19 protein-coding genes are annotated in these 16,514 nt (G+C 38.4%); 11 read left to right on the top strand and 8 right to left on the bottom strand.

Features of this window, described 5'->3' with window-relative positions:
* The first annotated feature begins 1 nt into the window (after position 1).
* The 3 genes from HNP77_RS05740 to HNP77_RS05750 are packed head-to-tail and all read left to right on the top strand — an operon-like array spanning position 2 to position 1,900.
* Positions 2–415, top strand: coding sequence for a bactofilin family protein (locus HNP77_RS05740; protein ID WP_184652218.1), 414 nt, complete (start codon positions 2–4; stop codon positions 413–415).
* Positions 416–417: 2 nt separating this feature from the next.
* Complete coding sequence (locus HNP77_RS05745) at positions 418–942, top strand: YaaR family protein (protein ID WP_184652219.1); 525 nt, start codon at positions 418–420, stop codon at positions 940–942.
* Positions 943–982: 40 nt separating this feature from the next.
* Positions 983–1,900, top strand: a complete 918-nt coding sequence (locus HNP77_RS05750) for a PSP1 domain-containing protein (protein WP_184652220.1) — start codon at positions 983–985, stop codon at positions 1,898–1,900.
* Here HNP77_RS05750 and HNP77_RS05755 read toward each other — a convergent pair.
* Entirely contained in the window at positions 1,893–2,624 is a 732-nt protein-coding gene (locus tag HNP77_RS05755; protein WP_184652221.1) for a class I SAM-dependent methyltransferase, read from the bottom strand. The two genes, HNP77_RS05750 and HNP77_RS05755, sit on opposite strands and share 8 nt — an antisense overlap.
* A gap of 65 nt (positions 2,625–2,689) precedes the next feature.
* Here HNP77_RS05755 and HNP77_RS05760 point away from each other — a divergent pair, with 65 nt between their 5' ends.
* Entirely contained in the window at positions 2,690–3,142 is a 453-nt protein-coding gene (locus tag HNP77_RS05760; protein WP_184652222.1) for a low molecular weight protein-tyrosine-phosphatase, read from the top strand.
* Here the strand turns inward: HNP77_RS05760 and HNP77_RS05765 are convergent.
* Positions 3,132–4,511 (bottom strand): OmpP1/FadL family transporter, encoded by a 1,380-nt coding sequence (locus HNP77_RS05765; RefSeq protein ID WP_184652223.1) that lies wholly within the window; start codon positions 4,509–4,511, stop codon positions 3,132–3,134. The genes HNP77_RS05760 and HNP77_RS05765 overlap by 11 nt on opposite strands.
* Positions 4,512–5,057: 546 nt before the next feature.
* On the opposite strand from HNP77_RS05765, the gene HNP77_RS05770 reads away from it, so the two are divergent.
* The gene (locus HNP77_RS05770; RefSeq protein WP_184652224.1) at positions 5,058–5,474 is read left to right on the top strand and encodes an Hsp20/alpha crystallin family protein; all 417 of its coding nucleotides are present in this window, start codon (positions 5,058–5,060) and stop codon (positions 5,472–5,474) included.
* A 250-nt stretch (positions 5,475–5,724) separates the two neighbouring features.
* Here HNP77_RS05770 and HNP77_RS05775 read toward each other — a convergent pair whose 3' ends face one another.
* Together HNP77_RS05775 and HNP77_RS05780 are read right to left on the bottom strand one after the other, a co-directional pair.
* Positions 5,725–6,075 carry a hypothetical protein gene (locus HNP77_RS05775; protein WP_184652225.1) on the bottom strand — a complete coding sequence of 117 codons (351 nt, stop codon included), beginning with the start codon at positions 6,073–6,075 and terminating at the stop codon, positions 5,725–5,727.
* A gap of 9 nt (positions 6,076–6,084) precedes the next feature.
* Positions 6,085–6,879 carry a leucine-rich repeat domain-containing protein gene (locus HNP77_RS05780; protein WP_184652226.1) on the bottom strand — a complete coding sequence of 265 codons (795 nt, stop codon included), beginning with the start codon at positions 6,877–6,879 and terminating at the stop codon, positions 6,085–6,087.
* A gap of 162 nt (positions 6,880–7,041) precedes the next feature.
* Between HNP77_RS05780 and HNP77_RS05785 the strand changes: the two genes are divergently transcribed.
* Positions 7,042–9,606: a phage tail protein gene (locus HNP77_RS05785; protein ID WP_184652227.1), complete on the top strand. Its 2,565-nt coding sequence runs from the start codon at positions 7,042–7,044 to the stop codon at positions 9,604–9,606.
* Between the two features lie 284 nt (positions 9,607–9,890).
* On the opposite strand, the gene HNP77_RS05790 is transcribed toward HNP77_RS05785, so the two are convergent.
* The 4 genes from HNP77_RS05790 to HNP77_RS05805 form a co-directional block, all read right to left on the bottom strand.
* Positions 9,891–10,346 (bottom strand): hypothetical protein, encoded by a 456-nt coding sequence (locus HNP77_RS05790; RefSeq protein ID WP_184652228.1) that lies wholly within the window; start codon positions 10,344–10,346, stop codon positions 9,891–9,893.
* A 35-nt stretch (positions 10,347–10,381) separates the two neighbouring features.
* On the bottom strand, positions 10,382–10,852 hold the full coding sequence (locus HNP77_RS05795) for a hypothetical protein (RefSeq protein ID WP_184652229.1): 471 nt from the start codon (positions 10,850–10,852) through the stop codon (positions 10,382–10,384).
* Positions 10,853–10,898: 46 nt separating this feature from the next.
* On the bottom strand, positions 10,899–11,132 hold the full coding sequence (locus HNP77_RS05800; protein ID WP_184652230.1) for a hypothetical protein: 234 nt from the start codon (positions 11,130–11,132) through the stop codon (positions 10,899–10,901).
* A 128-nt stretch (positions 11,133–11,260) separates the two neighbouring features.
* Positions 11,261–11,758: a hypothetical protein gene (locus HNP77_RS05805; RefSeq protein WP_184652231.1), complete on the bottom strand. Its 498-nt coding sequence runs from the start codon at positions 11,756–11,758 to the stop codon at positions 11,261–11,263.
* Between the two features lie 134 nt (positions 11,759–11,892).
* On the opposite strand from HNP77_RS05805, the gene ribD reads away from it, so the two are divergent.
* From ribD to HNP77_RS05830, 5 genes are read left to right on the top strand one after another with little or no spacing between them, the layout of a single operon-like run.
* Positions 11,893–13,041, top strand: a complete 1,149-nt coding sequence (ribD, locus tag HNP77_RS05810; protein ID WP_184652232.1) for a bifunctional diaminohydroxyphosphoribosylaminopyrimidine deaminase/5-amino-6-(5-phosphoribosylamino)uracil reductase RibD — start codon at positions 11,893–11,895, stop codon at positions 13,039–13,041.
* The gene (locus tag HNP77_RS05815; protein WP_184652233.1) at positions 13,042–13,707 is read left to right on the top strand and encodes a riboflavin synthase; all 666 of its coding nucleotides are present in this window, start codon (positions 13,042–13,044) and stop codon (positions 13,705–13,707) included.
* 25 nt (positions 13,708–13,732) lie between these two features.
* On the top strand, positions 13,733–14,944 hold the full coding sequence (locus HNP77_RS05820) for a bifunctional 3,4-dihydroxy-2-butanone-4-phosphate synthase/GTP cyclohydrolase II (protein WP_184652234.1): 1,212 nt from the start codon (positions 13,733–13,735) through the stop codon (positions 14,942–14,944).
* A 14-nt stretch (positions 14,945–14,958) separates the two neighbouring features.
* A complete protein-coding gene (gene ribH, locus HNP77_RS05825; RefSeq protein WP_184652235.1) occupies positions 14,959–15,435 on the top strand; it encodes a 6,7-dimethyl-8-ribityllumazine synthase in 477 nt (158 codons plus the stop codon).
* A gap of 21 nt (positions 15,436–15,456) precedes the next feature.
* A complete protein-coding gene (locus HNP77_RS05830; RefSeq protein ID WP_184652236.1) occupies positions 15,457–16,461 on the top strand; it encodes an alpha/beta hydrolase in 1,005 nt (334 codons plus the stop codon).
* Positions 16,462–16,514 lie beyond the last annotated feature (53 nt).

Here is a 16,514-nt window from a genome sequence, read left to right on the forward strand (position 1 = left end):
CATGGCAATCTTTAACGACGACATCTCTATAAATACTCTCATCGGTTTTGGTTCATCAATTAAAGGCGATATAAAAATAAACGGCTTTACAAGAATCGACGGGGATCTTGACGGAAATCTTGAAACTTCCGGAAACGTAATCATCGGAAACAAAGCCCGCATTAACGGAAACATAACAGCCCGTTCAGTAACTGTAGGCGGTATCGTAAAAGGCAACATTCTTGCCCCGGAATCTGTACACCTGCTTTCTACAAGTGCAGTAATCGGTGATATTCAGTCTCACAGAATCTGCGCCGAACAGAATGTTCTTATTCACGGACACTGTATAGCTCTTTCTGATGAAACCAACTATAACAATGCCGTCAGCGAATGGAACAACCGTCTGGCTGTTTCTGCAAGTTCCTATAAGGTCTGAGAATGCAGATAGATTCTACGGGACTGTTTTTTTCAGCTGCAAATTCCGCTGCAATGACCGGCGCAGGAATCAATAAAGACCAGAAAACATCTAAAATCAAAAAAAAGACTTTTGCTTCTGCGTTAGAAAAATCCACTTATCAAAATCAACTTATTCAGGAAGGATTCCCTGTAGAAATTGCAGAGATGGAAGTAGAAGAAGCTGCTGTTTTTTTACGGGATGAAGCAGAAAAAGCCGCAGATGCCTTACGAGAAAGCCAGATGCCGGACAAATTTGCGGACTTCAGAAAAAAAGTTTCACAGTTCATGCGGTACCTGGAAAAAAATAATTTTGAAGTAAAAGTAAAGGCCCGCAAAGGGTTTAATTCAAAAGGACAGCCTCTGCCCCCGAGAGTTCAGGTAAAAATAATAAACAAAGACCTTGATGAAATGGCTGCTTATTTTATTTCAAGCCAGAAAGATACACTTAAAATGCTTGCAAAACTAAATGAAATCTCAGGCCTTTTAGTAGACTTATTGGCAAGTTAAATATATTATAAAACTGATGCTCAAAAACATGGAGTTTTAAATGTCAGATATTTTTGAACAGGATATGGATGAGGCTGAAGACCTTTCTTCTCTTGAAGATGAAACTTTTGAAGATGAAGCCTCAGGTAATTTTGTATTTCCAGATAATCTTTATAAATTAAAGCTTGAATATTCCTGCGAAGGAATCTATGCTTCTGTTCCGGAAAAGCTCAACCTTAATCCGGGAGATTTTGTAATCATTCCTACAAGATACGGTAATGACCTGGCAAGAAACCTGGGTAAATGTACTACACCGGTAGGAATAAAACCGTCTGATGTTGTTCAGGTTATCCGTGCAGCTTCAAAAGAGGACCTTGACCATGCAGCAGATCTTCTTGAACGGGAAAAATCAGCTTTTGTTACTTTCAAAGAAAAAGTTGCATATCATCATCTGGATATGAAGCTTATTTCCGTTCATTTTTTAGTTGGTGAACCTAAAGCCCTTTTCTTTTTCTCAAGCGAAAACCGGGTTGACTTCAGGGAACTTGTAAAAGACCTGGTTTCTGTCTTTAAGATGAGAATTGAACTGCGCCAGATTGGTGTTCGTGACGAAAGCCGCATTACAGGCGGTCTTGGTATCTGCGGAAGACCTTACTGCTGCCACAGTATAAATGACAAACTTAAACCTGTAAGCATCAGAATGGCTAAAGACCAGAATCTCAGCCTTAACTCAATGAAAATCAGCGGTCAGTGCGGAAGACTTCTCTGCTGCCTCAGTTATGAGTATGACTGGTACGCACAGGCAAGAAAAAGCCTTCCTAATGAAGGTATACGCATTTACTATGACGGAACGAACTTCCGCGTAACAGAAGTTAATCCTATTACCTTTATGATTAAAATGTCTGGAGAAGATGGTCGCCTTCTTGAAGTAAACGCAAAGCGCTTTGTAAAAGACGGAAATCACTGGAAAATTAACTAAATACGGCAACAAAACTTTCTTCATTGCCTGTAAACGGGGTTTCATCAAAGCCGGCAAATAAGCTGACTTTCTTAAACCCCGATTTTTTTGCCGCTTCCTGAAGTTCCATAACAGTCGGAATATAAACAGGCTGATCCTGCATTACGGAAAGCATTTTTCCATTACCAGTTTCTATATTCTGCACAAGAGTCTGAGAACCGTCTTCCTGCAGCCACAACTCTGTAAAAAGCTTAACCCTTACATTCTGAAAACACGGAAGCTGAACCATCGGACGGCCTGTAAAAGCATCAATATTAAGCAGCTGAATTATAAGACTTCCACCCGGAGCAAGAATATTCCTGCAGTCTGAAAAAAACTTATCTAAAAATTCCCTGTCTGAACTGAAAATAATCCGTGAATTAAGACTGTAAATTACATCATAAAAGCCTTTTGTCAGAAACTTTGCTGCCTCTCCCATTTTCATCTGAAAAAATCGAACGGACATAAGCTGATTGCGGCGCTTCAGATTGGCACTTCTAAGCATTTCTGGCGAAGATTCTATTCCGGTAACGTCACACCCCTGCTGCGAAAGATAATTTTCAAAACAACCTGTTGCACATCCCATTGAAAGCATTTTTGCAGGAGTTTTATATTTTGAAATAATTTTTTTGTAAAATTCTTTCTGTTCCTGGGTTATCGGAAATAATTCATCATAATATTCCACAAGATTCTGAATTTCTTCCATAAAGTAAATTATAATTTCACATTATTCATTTTGCAAATTATTTTTTATATGCTACAATCCCCACCATGACCAGAATACTGTTTATCTGCCACGGAAATATCTGCCGTTCAACAATGGCTCAGTTTGTTATGACAGATTTAGTTAAGAAAGCAGGCATATCAGACCAGTTTTTTATTGATTCAAAAGCAACAAGTACGGAAGAAATCGGCAATCCACCCCACTATGGCACAATAAACAAGCTCAGACAGATGAACATCCCTGTGTTAAAACACGCAGCTTCTCAGATGACAAGGGCTGATTATGAAAATTTTGATATGATTATCGGAATGGATGAATGGAATTACCGCAACATAATGCGGATTATAAAAAAAGACCCGGAACAGAAAGTGTCTCTCCTGCTGGATTACACAAACCGTCCGGGTGATATTGCAGACCCCTGGTATACCGGTAACTTTGACCAGACCTTCACAGATGTTATGGAAGGATGTCAGGGGCTCTTACAAAAGCTTACAGATTAGGAAATTTATAAGTTACGCCAAATGAAAGGTTAACTACAGTTTTGCTCAGTTCTGTCTTGTATGATTCAAGATAGTAATCTGTATCAAAGTACTTAGCATAAAGACCTGAAAGTGTAACAGTAAGATTTTCTGCAGGATAAACTTCAACACCTGTTCCTACGCAGAAACTGTCAAGAACCGGATTAAATGTGCTGTTTGAAGTATCTTTTGTTCCCTGCTTTCCGTACTGAAGACCAAGGCTGTATGAAGCCCATTTGCAGATATCCCAGTCAGCTCCAACTGCAACTTCCCATGAATCATCATAGTCTGTTTCTCCAAGAATTGAATCCTGATTTGCAAACTTGTTAAAATACCAGTTAAAGCTTGCACTTAAATACAAAGGTTCAATTACCTGCCATCCTGCACCAAGATTAAGGGCAGCCGGAAGATCTGTGTGGAAAGTTTTTCCATTATAAATATTAAACTGAGAAGCAAGAGCACCCTTTACTTCTTTTACTTCATATTTAACAGAAGATTTTGACTGGAACTGAACTGCCAGGTCTACTTCTTCAATAGGACGGTAATGAATGCCGAATACACCGCTTACAGTATAACCATTTGCTTCATAAGAAATTGAATCACTTCCGTTTCCGAGAGCTACAAAATTAGAAGACTGGATTTCCATGCTCTGGGTTCCGTGTACATAGCGGAGACCTGCTGCAAAAGAAAGGTTATCAAGGAACATGTATGCTACGCCCAGCTGTCCGCCATATGTAATTGAAGTTACATCAAGGGAATGATTTGTAGCAGCCCCCAGAAGAGCTGTTGCTGCTGCAGAAGCCTGATCACCTGCTGCTGTATAAGCTGCTGCTGTTGTAGAATCGCCTGCTGCTTCATAAGTTGCAGCTGCTGTATAAGCCTGTGTTGCCTTCTGTTTGTAAGACAAAGCTGACTTTCCAAAAAGAAGTGTCGTAGCACTTGTTCCTTCACTGTAAGAAAGGGAACCGCCGCCGGCATATACACCGAAGTTACCGAATACGGCAAATTTATCATGCTTATAAACAAAATCAGCATCAGGATAAAGCCATACTGTTGTTTCGTCATTAGAATAGTAATCATTTATACCATAGGAAGCAAAAGCATTTCCTGTCTGAAGTTCGTTTCCGTATTCTTTAAATACAAACTGGTTTCCTGCTTCAAGATAAAGGCCGTCTGCCATAAAAGCTGTTCCTGCTACGTTATAATAAGAAGCTTCAGGACGCTTAGCTTCCGTATTACGGCTCGGATTACGAAGATAACCCGTGCTCATGTTTGTCTTGTTTTCTACACCACTGGCAAACAAACCTGCTGCAGTAAAAGCAGCTGCCACAAAAAGTACTGATTTTTTCATAACTCTCTCCTATAAAGCCTCAATGCCAGTCCTACAGCAAAAATACTGCAAACAGACATTCCTTTATGGCTCCACTATACAAAATGACATTTTACGTCTTTTTGTCAAAATAGATTTCTACTATACTTGCACTAATAAAGTTTGTCTACTGGAATTCCTAAAAATTTTACATTTATTGAAGAAGAACTTAAAAACAAATACCAGAATGAATATTTCAACAGAATAAAAACGGTCTAAGATGAATCAAAATGTATCATTATGACACATCAACCTGCGTCAAATTTACCCACTATAACAGGCCAGCGCTGCAAATTGTTCCCTGAGTTTAATAATCTGCCTTATACAGGACAGATAAAACTGCTGTCTCTAACCCAAAATCTTATGGGAAAGACGCTGAAAACACCTTATTTATGGCTTATAAAACCGATATGAACAAAAAAAAGTAAAAATTTCCTGATTTTTGAATTTATTCATATAACTTGGCACAGAAGTTGCTATATATATTAGTGAAAATAAAAAATAAATCGTACTGCAGGAGGTAACGATATGAATACACTTTCACTTTTTGACACACTTTTTGGTAATGATGGCTTTGCATTAACTGGATGCAGCACAATGCCTCAGGTTGATGTAATGGAAACTAAGGATTCATACGTTTTGAACATGGATCTTCCTGGCAAAACTGAATCTGACATTGAACTTTCCCTCAAAGAAGGAATCCTTACTATAGCATCAGTTAAACAGGCAGATGCAAAAGAAGACAAAGAAACTGAAAAGGAAGAAGAAGAGACAAAGTGGCTCATAAAAGAACGCCGCAACTCTGACTTCAGGAGAACCTTCCAGCTGCCAAACGACATTGATGCTGAACAGGTAAACGCATCCTTCAAAAACGGAGTTCTTACGGTAACAATGAAAAAACGTCCTGAACCTTCCGTAAAGAAGATTGCAATTACAGCTGCATAAGGATTAACAAGAATGCCGTGCTTTACTGCACGGCATTTTTTTATTTTTCAAAAAATGTCATTTTCGGGCTGTCAACAACTTTTTATAAGTGTCATTTTCGGACTTGATCCGAAAATGACACTGCATGAGATTGCCGCATCAAGTGCGGCAATGACAAGGTATCAAGTGCGGCAATGACAAGGTGTCGAGCACGGCAATGACAGGGTGGCGAGTGTGGCAATGACTCATACTTTTTGGACAGCCCCTTTTTTTATTTTTCAAAAACAGTTCTCTGCTTTACGGCATGAGCAAGAGATGCAACGTCTTTCTTAAATTCATCCCCGTTTCTTCCGGTTATAGCCTGAGAACAGGAATAATGAGTCATAGTAAGTTTTTCAAGAATATTATGTTCAAACTTAAGGGCCGTAGGATTAGATTCCGGCAACAATGCTGCTACGACATCACAAGTTTCTTCAATCTTTTTCTTTTCTGCTGAATAAATTTCAGGAAGCGCAACAGACTTTTCTTTTAAGGTAACCATATGGTTTTTTATTTGACTTAAAAAACTGTTCGGATCTTCCTGAATTTTTTTTGACGTGAACTTTTTTAAAAAATCAAACATAGCTGTAAATTATGCAATCTCGTCTTCAAGCTGCTTTAAGCCACTTTCATGACACCAGTTCTCTGCATAAGAACCTTTATGACACAATACCTTTGCATGTTTGTCAAAAGCACTCAATTCAATATAATCAACAGTTTCCGGAAGAATTACACTGATTCCCTTTGTTCCGGCAAAAGCTTCCTCACTTATTGAAGTTACGCCCTCAGAAATGCGTACAAGCTTTGCTTTAGTACCGTAAAATGCTCTTGGAGAAATTCCACGTACTTCACGGGATGTTTTTACTTCTTCTGCATCACCGTTATAGAACAAAAGCATGCTGTTACCGGTATTTATCATCATATTATCCTGATAAAGATAATTCTTATTTACAGAAAGATACTTGCTTGTATTTGGAAAAGCTGAAGCTGCACAGGAAGTAAGATTATCAGGCAGAACAAGATTTTTTACGCCAGTACAGTTTGCAAAGGCACGTTCCTTAATTGCTGTTACACTTTCCGGAAGAACAATTGATTCAACACTTACACAGTCGCTGAAAGTACCGTCATCAATAACAGCTATTCCATCAGGAATTTCTACGGAATCAAGGCTTTCACAATTAGCAAAGGCATATTTACCTATAGCCATAACTGTAGATGGAATTTCTATATTTGTAAGATGAATACAGTCAGAAAATGCCCTGTCACCAATAACAAGAACACTTTCCGGAATCTTTACGGAGCGTACGTTTCTGTGATTTTCTATAGTATCTTCAGTAATTTCGATAGTTCCTTCAGGAATAACTACATCAACAAGAATATTAGCCATATAAAACCTCGCCAAGAAGAATGATACCATTGAAAAGCCCTGTTGTCCATAATAAACCGTCCCTCAAAAACTATGTAAAGCTATACCCGTAAAATTTGCACTCTCAGAAAAACGGTCGTATAATTTTTGAAAAGGTTTTCATGAAATCATAAGGAGGATTTAATGACTAGATTTACAAAACTTTTTTCACTACCCGTCATTGCAGGATTACTGCTTACTGGTTGTTCAGACTCTGGAGGAGGAAGTTCTGATTCAAACCCGGGCATAAGCTTAACCTGCGGAACAACACTTCAAATCACTGATGCGGTTCCACTAAGCACACTGGAAAACACCATCAGTGCCATCCAAAAAAATTCTACTGCTGATTTAAAATGGACGTCTTCAGATGAAAATGTCATAAAAATTACAAATACAACATCTGCTGCACCAAAACTAATTATCTATCAGGAAGGAACTTCAACTCTTGCTGTAAGTTTTACGGAAAACGGATCAACTTATTCTGCAGAATGCAATGCTACCGTAACATTTAAGGACGCTTCAGAATCATCCCCGTCTTTCAGTGTTGATGAAGTAGCAGACCACTATGCAACCATAAACTGGAGTGCGGCTGATAACGTTACCTACGAAAAATTCCTGCTTTTAACTTATAAAGGCACCGATCTGCTTTCAAAAGAAGAACTGGGAAGTTCTGCCGTAACAAAAGCTCTGTCTGCATTAGACTCGGAAACGGAATACACCGCTAAACTTTACGGTATATTCTCCAATGGTTCTGAATACACTGTTTCTTCCAAAACTTTTACAACATTAGAAGATACAACAGCGCCAGGTTCTGTAACCTTCAATGAAGAAAAAATAACTGCCAGTGCAGCAGAAGAAGCCATAACCCTTTACTGGTCAAACCCTGCAGACACAGATCTTGCAAAAATAGTAATTTCAATTTCGAGCACGGAAGATTCAACTGTTTTTGATGACATTGAACTTACTACAGCATCTTTCTTAAAAGCAGGAGCTGCAAACCTTTCTAAAAAAATTACAGGACTCATGGATTCTTTAGAAGGTACACCATACAGCTTTACAATAAAGACTTATGATACTTCAGACCTTCATGCGGAAGCTAATGATGTAACAAAAACCTTTACAACAAAAGCTGATCCTGCTCCTGGAAACGTTACATTTACTTCATATTCATCAACAGAAAGCTCAATAACCGTAAACTGGACCAACCCTGCTGATACGGATATTACCAGTGCAGAGATTTCAATTACAAGTACGGAAGATACCCGGACAGACCTTTCTTCCCTTTCTGCATCACTTACAGGCAGTAAATATAAAACTGCTAATGCTGAATGTTCATATTCTTTCTCAAATCTTCTTACTGACGGAACAGATGGTTTTGCTTACACAATAACAGTAACGCTTACAGACAGCCACCAGCACAAAAACAGCGGTACAGCTCAGACTGTAAATACGAGCAAAGACGTAACGGCTCCTGGTGAAGTAAACATTACTTATGTAAAAACCAGGGCATCATCAATTACCGTAACCTGGACAAATCCATCTGACAGTGACTTTACAAAAACAACAGCCTCAATTTATGACTCAAGCGCCAGTATCATAGGAGAAGCTGTAACACAGACAGGTTCTGCCGGAGCAAGTCAAAACTGCAGCTTTACGGAACTCACAGAAGGAGAAACCTATTCTGTTGTCATTCAGACAGTTGACGAATGGGGCAATACAAGTACCGGAACAACGAAAACAATTACTGCAGAAAACCCGGCCGTTTCTTCTGTCAGCGCCGTAACAGGATTTTCAGGACAGGCTGTTGTTTCCTGGACCGACTGTGATGAAGACGGACTTTCTTATATTGTTAGTGCACAAAGCCAGACTTCAGGCGCAACTATTCCAGACCCAATAACAGTTGCCTCAGGAAAAGAAAAAATTGCCGTTTCAGGCCTTGATATCGGAACAGCCTACACCTTTACCGTAACACCAAAAGATGATGAAGGAACATACACAGCCGTTAAATCCAGCTCCCTGAGTCCTGTAGCCGTTATCTGGCAGTTAAAATCAGGATATAATGAAAAAATGATACACCCGGCAGTTCTTGTTGAAGATTACTCTAAAGGATACGTAACTGCTTCCAGCATGCACATCATTGCCTCGGATCATAGTGATAAAGCAGATGGTCCTGACGTAAGCCGTTCAAGTGCAAAATATGATAACTGGGTTGTTCTTCCAGGTCTGGCAGATCCTACAAATCCAGACTATTTTTCTTTGGTAGCAGATGCTACTCAGAAATATTCAGCAGATACAACAGGAGCAACTTCTACTGTACCGTCACCAAGCAGTTATTATATTTATTTTGATACAGAGGGCACTCACGCTCCTATACCTGCAGGCTCTGCATACTCCAGCTGGGGTGGAAGCTCTCTTGATGCCAACAATGCAGAATCAAACAGAATGTGGATTGGAGGAAAATCTGAAATTTCTGATCCAGACAACGCAACCTTCTATATTGTAGAGCAGTCTGATGTTACAAAAAATCCTACAGGAGAACACGATATTCCTGATTATGAACCGTATGTATACTTCAAGAGTACAGGAGGACTTTTCTGGCAGCATTCCTTCTGCACATTCCTTGGAGTAAGTCAGGTAAATGATACTCCATGTGCTGCCATTGCCCGTCAGATTTATACTTATTCTGGAGCTATAACGCTTCCGGAATAAACTTACATGTCATTCCGGACTTGATCCGGAATCTCTGAATAAACTTACATGTCATTTTCGAGCTTGATCCGAAAATCCTCCTGCATGAGATTGCCGCATCAAGTGCGGCAATGACAGGGTGGCGAGTGTGGTAATGACTCATACTTTTTGGACAGCCCCCTCTGAATAAACTTACATGTCATTCCGGACTTGATCCGGAATCTCTGAATAAACAAAAGGGGCTGCAGTTCATACCGATTATACGAACCGCAGCCCCTTCTGTTTTTATTAACTGTAAAAGTTAACTACTCCTGTTTTGTAAAGATCATTGAAGCTTCCATTTCACCGTCTGCAGAAACAATCTTTATTCCAAAATATAACTTTTTCTTATTGTCTGAAAGACGCCATGAAGTATCACCTTCAATAGTGATTCCATAATTAGAAGCCTGTTCAATAATATCATCAGTTAATGGAATCTGTCCCGGAAGCTGGTTAAACATAAGATCTTTAAGCTCTTCAAGAGTCATCTCTTCTTCTTCTTCATCTGCAGTAAGAAGAACTTTTGAAGAATCTTTTTTTCCTGTGATGTCTACAACAGCATGTTCTGTTTCTGAAGTTGTTCCATCATTCATTGAAATTTCAAGATCCCATTTTCCTACAGCCCATTTTGAATTCATGTCATCAGCTTTAATTACCTTATCAGCAAATGTCATTGCTGAAACCAGAAGCAGACCTGCAAGAACTGCCATCAATTTTTTCATATCATCCTCCTAGATGAAATATTTATTTATTAAAATTACTGTTTTTTTACCATAGTAAAATAGTAGGTTTCAGTACGGCCATCCAATTCTATAATTTTAATTCCAGAAGAAACCTTATCTCTTTTTCCATTCAAATACAAACGACCGTCTCCTTCAATCGTCAGACCGTCAAAAGTAAGCTTTGCTATATCTTCCGTTCCCGGAATATCTGAAACATAATAGTAGAAAACTTCATCTCTTAAACCGTCCATATCAGTAAGCTCTTTTGAACCTGAAGCACGAAGGATTTCTACTTCATCCTCTGATTTTACATTAACGGTAAAGTTTCTGTTTATCTGATATATTCCTTTAGTTTCTGAAATTGTTGCTTCCCACGAACCTTTTAACCAGTCCACTGAAAAATCATCAACCGTTACACACATATCTTTCTGTAATTCTGTTTTTTTACCGATACAAGACAGAAAAATAAGTGGTGTAAACAAAACTAAAAATACTACTTTTTTCACGATAATTAATTATTTAGTATAAATTTTATAATGTCAATTAATCTAATTATTCGATATATTCAAATTCAGATTTATCGAATCCAAAATCATCCACTTCTTCATCACCAAGATCAAAGACGCCCTCATCATACTCTGGAGGAGTAAGCTTTCCTTCATATTTTTTTTCTACAGTACTGAGTTCACGTTCTCCAGAAGCCTTCTTCTGAGTTTTTTTCTTACCGCAGCTCACCAGAGAAAAAACACATGCAAAAACAGTCATAAAAAATATTATCTTTTTCATATTATCCTCTACTTAAAGTAGCATGTAAAAAAATGTCTATCAAGATTATTTTTACTTTTAAACAAAAAAAAGGAGTCTCCTTTTACAAGGAAACTCCTTTAGTAAGAAAAATGTTTATGATTTACAAATTAGAAATCAAAGTCGTAATCGTCTAATTCATCCTGAAGAGCACCACGAATTGCATTCTTCATACCTTCAGCTAAATCATCTTCATCGTAGTCATCATCGTCATCATCATCTTCGTCATCGTCAGATGCTTTTTTTGACGAAGCTTTTTTATCATCTTTATCTGATTTTACTTCTGTGAAAACTACTTCTTCATCTGCATTTGTTTTATCAATGAGTTTTCCGTCTTCGTATACGAATTTACCATCCTGACCATCAGCCTTAACTTTAATTACGTTTCCGCTTACAGTATAAGGAAATTCCATTTTCTGGAAACCTGATTTAATCTCAAGGTTTTTGCCATCAACAAAAGTAACTGTTGTTGTTGTGAATCCTTCTTTTAATTCGAAAACCTTTCCAGTCATATCAACAGATGACGAGCTTCCAGAATCTTTCTTACTGCAGCTGCCAAGTGAAAGAGCTGCAACCATTGCAACAAGAACCAAACCAAATTTTTTCATTTATGTCTCCTTTAAAGCTTTCTACTGCTTATTAACAGTAGTTACTCTATTATAATCCCATAATTATTATTTTCAAGATACATGAGAAAAAAAGTCTATTGAATAAATTGTATAAAATGAAGTAATATTAAAACATGAAAAGTTCGATATCAAACTATTCTGAAAAAGACTTTATGCGCCGTGCAATTAAACTTGCTTTACAGGGAGAAGGTTTTGTTCATCCTAATCCGATGGTGGGAGCAGTTATTGTACGCGATAATAAAATTCTTGCAGAAGGATATCATCATAACTATGGCAATCTTCATGCAGAACGGGATGCATTAAAAAATGCTGCCGAACAGAATATTTCTGTAGAAGGTGCTGAACTTTTTGTAACGCTGGAACCCTGCTGTCATCACGGAAAACAGCCGCCATGCACTCAGGCAATTATCGATGCAAAGATAAAAAAAGTTTACATAGGAAGCAGAGATCCTAATCCTCTTGTTAACGGTAAAGGCGTTCAGATTTTAAAAGACGCCGGAATAGAAGTTATTCAGGATTTTCTAAAAGAAGAATGTGATTCAATAAATAAAATTTTCTTTCATTATATAAAATACAAAACACCATACGTTATTTTAAAATACGCCATGACTTTAGACGGTCAGACTGCAACCTATACAAAAGACAGCAAATGGATAAGCGGAAATTCCTCAAGGACAAACGTTCATAAAACACGGGCAAATGTTTCTGCAGTTCTTACAGGAATTCAGACAGCCCTTGCAGACAATCCCATGCTGAACTGCCGCCTTGAAGACGGAAAAAAACATTTTAACCCTGTACGCATAGTTTTAGATTCCTCAGTGCAGTTAAAAAAAGACAGCGCCCTTGTCCGCACTGCAAAAGAAATTCCTGTTATAGATGTATGCGCAGAAAATCTTTCTTCTGAAGAATCAGAACGCATGACTGAATTAAAAAATCTGGGAGTTGAATTTATTCAGATTGAAAGCTGCGAAGGCAAAATAGATTTAGAAAAACTGCTTGTACTTTTAGGTGAGCGGGGAATAGACAGTATTCTTGTAGAAAGCGGAGGTTTTTTAAACGCATCGTTTTTATTCCAGAAAAAAAATCCTCTTGTAAATGAAATACATGTTTACCTTGCACCAAAATTTTTTGGTAATGACGGAACTAGTATTTTTAATCCGGTAAGAGGTCTGGGAGTTGAGCTTGCTAAAGATGCCCTGACACTAAAAAAACCGGAAATAGAATTTTTTGATGACGACATTCTTTTAAAATATGAGGTTTAAATGTTCACGGGAATTATAGAAGAAAAAGGAAGCGTATCTCAAATAACTCAGAACGGATCTTCTCTTGTTCTTGAATTAAACTGTTCCTTTGCAAAAGAACTTTCTTTAGGAGAAAGCGTAGCTGTAAACGGAGTATGTCTTACTGTAACAAATATTTCTGATTCATCTTTCTGTGCTGATGTTACTCCTGAAACTTTCAGAAGAACTTCACTAGGTGCACTTTCTGCAGGAAGTCCTGTAAACCTTGAACGGGCAATGAAAGCAGACGGTCGCTTTGGAGGACACATAGTAAGCGGTCACATTGACGGTACCGGAAAACTTTTAAATTCAGTAAAAGAAGATAATGCCGTAAATGTATTTTTTTCTGTTGATGAAAAGCTTGGCCGATACATTATAGAAAAAGGTTCTGTTGCAATCGACGGAATCAGTCTTACGGTAGCTTCAGTTTCTAAAGAAAACAGCCGGTATATATTCAGCATAGCAGTAATTCCCCACACCTGGGAAAACACAACCCTGTGTAAAAAAAATGCCGGTGCTGTAGTAAATATTGAGTGTGATGTTGTAGGAAAATACATCGAACACTTCTTAAATTTTAAATCCGATACAGGAAAGAATGAAGAAAAAATTCCTGAAGAATTTTATTCAAACTTTCCCAGCTATCACTGATAAACAGATTCAAAGGAGTTTATTTATGGAAGAAACTTTTAACAAAATAGAAGAAGCTCTGGAAGATCTCCGTAACGGTAAAATCATTATGGTTACCGATGACGAAAACAGAGAAAATGAAGGCGACCTTATTGTTGCAGCAAGATATGCAACTCCAGAAAACGTAAACTTCATGGCTTCTTATGCAAAAGGTCTTATCTGCATGCCTCTCAGTCTTGAACTTGCACGTAAGTATGAATTTGTTCCAATGACTTCTAACAATACGGACAATCATGAAACTGCATTTACAATTTCTGTTGATCATGTTTCTACTTCAACAGGTATAAGTGCATTCGACCGTTCTGCAACAGCCCTTGCTCTTGTTAATCCAGAATCAAAACCTGAAGATTTTAGAAGACCGGGACATATGTTTCCGCTTATTGCAAAACCAAAGGGAACTTTTGAGCGCAACGGTCATACAGAAGCAACTGTTGATTTATGTCGGCTTGCAGGTCTGGAAGAAGCAGGTCTCTGCTGTGAAATTATGAGTGATGACGGACACATGGCACGCCTTCCTGAACTTAGGGAACTTGCTAAAAAATGGAATATGAAACTCATTTCTATTGCAGATCTTATCACTTACAGAAAGAGTCATGAAAAAATAGTGGAACGTGCTGCCTGCGCAAATCTTCCGACAAAGTACGGCCAGTTTAAAATGTACGGTTACAAAGATTTAATCACAGGAGCAGAACATGCAGCCCTTGTTATGGGAGATGTTTCTGACGGTAAGCCTGTTCTTTGCCGCGTACACAGTGAATGTCTTACAGGAGATGCTTTCGGTTCATTAAAATGTGACTGCGGAGATCAGTTTGAATCAGCAATGAAACACATAGCTCAGGAAGGCAGAGGTGTTCTTGTCTATCTTCGTCAGGAAGGACGTGGTATTGGACTTTTAAATAAAATAAAAGCTTACGCACTTCAGGATGAAGGAATGGATACTGTTGATGCAAATCTGGCTTTAGGTCTTCCGGAAGATGCCCGGGACTACAACTGCGGAATTCAGATTTTAAGAGATCTGGGAATAAGCAGGCTTAAGCTTATGACAAACAATCCTAAAAAAATCTACGGACTTAACAGTAAAGAATGTGGTCTTGAAATAACTGAACGGGTTCCGATACAGATGCCGGTTCGTGCTCAGGATAAATTTTACTTAAAAACTAAAGCTGTCCGCATGGGACACATATTAACAAATGTTTAAAAACGGAGGATTTTATGAACATTATTGAAGGAAAAATGATTGCTTCTAAAAAAGACGGAAGCAAAATCAAAATCGGAATTGTTGCAGCCCGCTTCAATGAATTTATCGTATCAAAACTTATTGAAGGAGCAAGAGACGCTCTCTTACGTCATGATGTTCCGGAAGAAAACATTGATCTCTGCTGGGTTCCGGGAAGTTTTGAAATTCCTGTTGCAGCACAGAAAATGGCAGAAACAAAAAAATACGATGCCCTTATCTGTCTTGGTGCAGTAATCCGCGGTTCAACAAGCCACTATGATTATGTATGTGCAGAAGTTTCTAAAGGAGTTGCACAGGTTGGCCTTAACGAAAAGATGCCGGTAATGTTCGGTATCCTTACAACTGATACCATTCAGCAGGCTATCGAAAGAGCAGGTACAAAAGCCGGAAACAAAGGCTATGACTGCGCTCTCGGTGCAATTGAAATGGTAAACATGATGAATCAATTCTAAAACAGTGTTATAATTACAGGTATGAAAAAGTCACTTAAAATTTTTATACCTGTAATTTCATTTTTTTTAATCATAATCCTTTCATTATTCCTTGCTGCAAATTATCTTTTAAAAGAAGCCCTTTCACCTGTTCACCCGAATGATGCACCTGACTCAGATTACTATATCGGGCAGCCGGAAAAACCTGCGCCGGATCCTTCTGATACTGTCGAGACAGCAGCTTACAATTCTTTTAACGCTTCCTACGCCTGGCTTAAAGAAAATTCCATAAAATGTTCAACACAGAGCTTTGACGGTCTTAAGTTAAATGCTTATCTTGCAAAACAGAAAGATGAATGCCACAACTATATAATAACTGTTCACGGCTGGAAATCAAAACCAAAAAATATTTCTTCATACGCAGAACATTTTTATCAGAATAAGTTTAACGTACTTGTCCCGGGAATGAGAGGTCACGGCTGGAGTGACGGAGACTTTATTGATATGGGATATTTCTGCAAATACGATATAAAAGAATGGTGTTCCTATATAACCCAAAACGATCCTGAAGCACGCATTGCCCTTTGGGGTATTTCTATGGGCGGAACTACAGTAATGCTTACAACAGGACTTGAACTTCCGCAAAACATACTTTGTGCCGTAGAAGACTGCGGCTACGCTTCTGCATGGGATCAGTTATGTTACAGACTCAAAATTGAATATAATCTGCCGGCCTTTCCATTAATGAACATGGCAGATTCATTTATAAAATCAAAATACAACTTCAGTTTAAAAGACGTAGACTGTCTTGAAGCCTTAAAAAAATCCAGAACGCCTATACTTTTTATTCATGGTCTTAAGGATGATTTTGTTCCGCCAGACAACTTACAGCGCTGTTACGATGCCGCTGCCTGTGAAAAAAAGCTTCTTGAAATTCCAGAAGCCGTTCATGCAAGATCAGTCTTTACTGATTCAGAAAAATACTGGTCAACGGTAGATGCATTCCTGAATAAATACTTCTTTCCTCAGGAAGAAATAACAGAATGAAATTTGGTCTGAAACACACGACCGTCAGCTGACATGCGGTCGTGACGCAGCAG

Source organism: Treponema rectale (assembly GCF_014202035.1).
In the GTDB taxonomy this organism is placed as follows: domain Bacteria; phylum Spirochaetota; class Spirochaetia; order Treponematales; family Treponemataceae; genus Treponema_D; species Treponema_D rectale.